3 protein-coding genes are annotated in these 2,942 nt (G+C 67.0%); all 3 read right to left on the bottom strand.

Translation table 11 applies throughout. The features are described from left to right. Window positions 1-495 (bottom strand): SDR family NAD(P)-dependent oxidoreductase (locus VTU_RS0104600; RefSeq protein WP_010101299.1); only part of this gene is annotated, 495 nt, incomplete at its 3' end. A gap of 35 nt (window positions 496-530) precedes the next feature. Then, window positions 531-1,538, bottom strand: coding sequence for a rhamnose ABC transporter substrate-binding protein (gene rhaS, locus VTU_RS0104595; protein ID WP_010101298.1), 1,008 nt, complete (start codon window positions 1,536-1,538; stop codon window positions 531-533). 174 nt (window positions 1,539-1,712) lie between these two features. Next, on the bottom strand, window positions 1,713-2,918 hold the full coding sequence (rhmD, locus tag VTU_RS0104585; protein ID WP_029554111.1) for an L-rhamnonate dehydratase: 1,206 nt from the start codon (window positions 2,916-2,918) through the stop codon (window positions 1,713-1,715). Between the last annotated feature and the right edge of the window lie 24 nt (window positions 2,919-2,942).

Raw genomic sequence — 2,942 nt, 5'->3', positions numbered from 1 at the left:
CGGCGTGTAGTGCGTTTGCATGGCGTCGCCCACCAGCGCCGAGATCGAGCTGGTGGCGACGATGGCGCCGCCCTGCCCCTGCCGCTGCATCTGCCGGGCCACCGCCTGGGTGACGAAAAAGGCGCCGTTCAGGTTGATGTCCACGGTGTCGCGCAGCAGCTGCGGTGGCAGGTCCAGAAAGCTGTGGAACGGGCAGACGCCGGCGTTGCTCGCCAGCGCGTCCACCCGGCCAAAGCTTTGCACCGCGTACTCCACCAGCGCGCTGGCGTAGTCGGGGTCGGCGACGTTGCCCTCGAGCGCCAGCGCGCGCCGGCCCAGCGCCCGGATTTCCGCCAGTACCTCGCGCGCCGCGTCGCCGCGCTGGTAGCCGGCGTCGCTCTCGTGCCGGTACGCGATCAGCACGTCGGCGCCGTGGCGCGCCGCTTGCACGGCGATGGCCCGGCCGATGCCGCGCGAGCCACCGGTGACGATCAGGGATTTGCCTTTGAGCAGCATGGTGTGGATAGCGCGAAGTCGCTTGCGCTGCGGTTTCAGAAGTTGAACTGGTCGATGTTGCCGGCGTCGAAAGTCGTCGGCGGGCCGAGGATCACCTCGCCCCGCCTGCCCACGGCGTACCGGCCGAGCTTGCCGGCCAAGAAGGTATCGCCGGCTTTGCCCGTGATGTTGCCGCTGACCAGGTGGGCTGCGGCGTAGGTCGCCAGGTAGCCCAGGTCGGACGGGTTCCAGAGCTGGAACGCGGTGACTGTTCCGTTGCGCACGAAGGCGCGCATCTGGTTGGGCGTGCCCAGGCCGGTGAGCACCACTTTGCCCTTGAACGGCGAGGTGGACAGGTAGCGCGCGGCGGCGGAGATTCCCACCGTGGTCGGCGCAATGATTCCCTTCAGCTTGGGGTAGGCCTGGAGCAGGCCCTGCGCCTCGACGAAGGACTTCTGGTCGTCGTCGTTGCCGTAGGCCACTTTCACCAGGCGCATGCGCTGGTACCCGGGCTTTCTGAGTTCCTTGCGCATCCACCGGATCCAGGTGTTCTGATTCGTTGCGGTCGGCGTGGCCGAGAGGATTGCGAATTCGCCCTTGCCGCCGATCAGCCTGGCCAGCAGCTGCACCTGGGCGCGGCCGATGCCCTCGCTGTTTGCCTGGTTGATGAACATCGTGCGGCCGTCGGCGGCCACGTCCGAGTCCACCGCGACGACCCGCGTGCCCTGCGCCTGCGCTTTCTTCAGGTACGGCACGAGCGCGTTCGGGTCGTTCGCCGCGAGGATGATCGCGTTCTGTTTCTGCGTCACCAGCGTATTCACGTAGCCGACCTGCGAGGACGCACCCGCGTCGGACGGGCCGACCATCTTGCTGCTCGCCTGGATCTCCCGGGCCGCCGTTTCGACTCCGCTGCCGGTGATGGTGTTGTAGGGGTTGTTGATCTGCTTGGGCAGGAAGGCAATCTTCAGCCCTTGCTTCAGGTCTTGGGCCTGGCTGGCCAGTGTTGCCGTGGCGGCGAACGCGAGGACGGCGATTCGGCGTGTCAGCAGTGGGTGGGATGTCATTCTTGGGTCCGTGTTCAAGTCAGGTTGCAGGTTGCGGGAAAGAGGAATTCACGGGTGTGCGGCGCGGCGCTGGCGTGTGAGCCGGTACGCGCGCCAGCGGGCCGCCAGCTTGGGCAGCAGCACCGAGGACAGCAGCAACAGCCCGGTGGCGATGGTGAGGGTTTCGTTCTCATTTCACCGCGCGCCGGCGGAGTCGGAGGAAAAAGGCCGATGCAGCCTGCATTGCGGATTGAGCCGCACGCCAAAGCCCGGCCGGTCCAGCGCCGAAGCCGGGATGCGCCCGTTGACCGGAACGGGTTCGTCGAGCAGCTGCGGATGGAACATCGGCACGATCTCATCCGCCCCGGGGGACATGTTGAGGAATTCGGCGAACGGGCTGTTGTGCCGCGTGATGACGAAGTGGTAGCTGTAGACCGACGAGCCGTGCGGCACGACCAGTTTGCCGTGCGCGTCGGCGAGCGCGGAGATCTTCAGCAGCTCGGTGATCCCGCCGCACCAGCCCACGTCGGGTTGCAGGATGTCGCAGCATTCCATTTCGAGCAGCATGCGAAATCCCCAGCGCGTGGCCTCGTGCTCTCCGGTGGCCACGAGCATGCCGCGCGGCACGTTGCGCCGCAGTTCGGCGTAGCCCCAGTAGTCGTCGGGCGGCAGCGCTTCTTCGATCCACTTGAGGCCGAATTCCTCGTGCGCTGTTTTGGCCAGGCGGGTCGCGTATTCCAGGTCGAGACTCATCCAGCAGTCGTACATGAGCCAGAAGTCCTTGCCGCATTTTTGGCGCATGTCGGCCAGCAGTTGCAGGTTCTTGCGCAGCCCTTCCTCGCGCTCGGCGGGGCCGTGGTGCAGCGGCAGCTTGCCGCCGATAAAGCCTTGCTGCTGCGCGAAATCGGGCCGCGCGCCGGTCATGTAGAAGCTCAGCTCGTCGCGCACCGGCCCGCCCAGCAGCGCGTGCACCGGCTCCTGGCGCACCTTCGCGAGCAGGTCCCACAGCGCCAGGTCCACGCCCGAGATGGCGTTGAGCACGATGCCCTTGCGGCCGTAGTGCAGCGTCGCGTGGAACATCTGGTCCCAGATTTTTTCGATGTCCGTGACCTTCTGGCCCCGGACGAAGCGCGCCAGGTGGTTTTCCACGATCCAGCAGCCCAGGTCGCCGCCGGTGGTCAGCGCAAAGCCCACCGTGCCGTCGCTGGCCTCGAGTTCCACGACCAGCGTGCCGAGCACGTCCAGGCCAAAGCTTTTCCGGCTCTTGCGGTACTCGGGGTAGCGCGCCATCGGCGTGCTGATGTGCTCGTCGATCCAGTGTCCTGCCTCCTGGTCGTGGTAGTCGGCCCCGCCGCCGCGCAGCGTGAGGGCGCGGATGTGCGCGATGGTGGGCATGGGCATGGGCGGGCGCTCCTGCGCAGGAGA

The organism is Verminephrobacter aporrectodeae subsp. tuberculatae At4, assembly GCF_000193225.1.
Classification (GTDB): domain Bacteria; phylum Pseudomonadota; class Gammaproteobacteria; order Burkholderiales; family Burkholderiaceae_C; genus Acidovorax; species Acidovorax aporrectodeae.
This window is presented reverse-complemented; position numbering and strand designations above follow the sequence as displayed.

What these genes read in the sequence shown, in the direction of transcription:
- rhmD (WP_029554111.1), bottom strand. Translation starts at nt 2,918, where the DNA reads ATGCCCATGCCCACCATCGCGCACATCCGCGCCCTCACGCTGCGCGGC.
- rhaS (WP_010101298.1), bottom strand. Translation starts at nt 1,538, where the DNA reads ATGACATCCCACCCACTGCTGACACGCCGAATCGCCGTCCTCGCGTTC.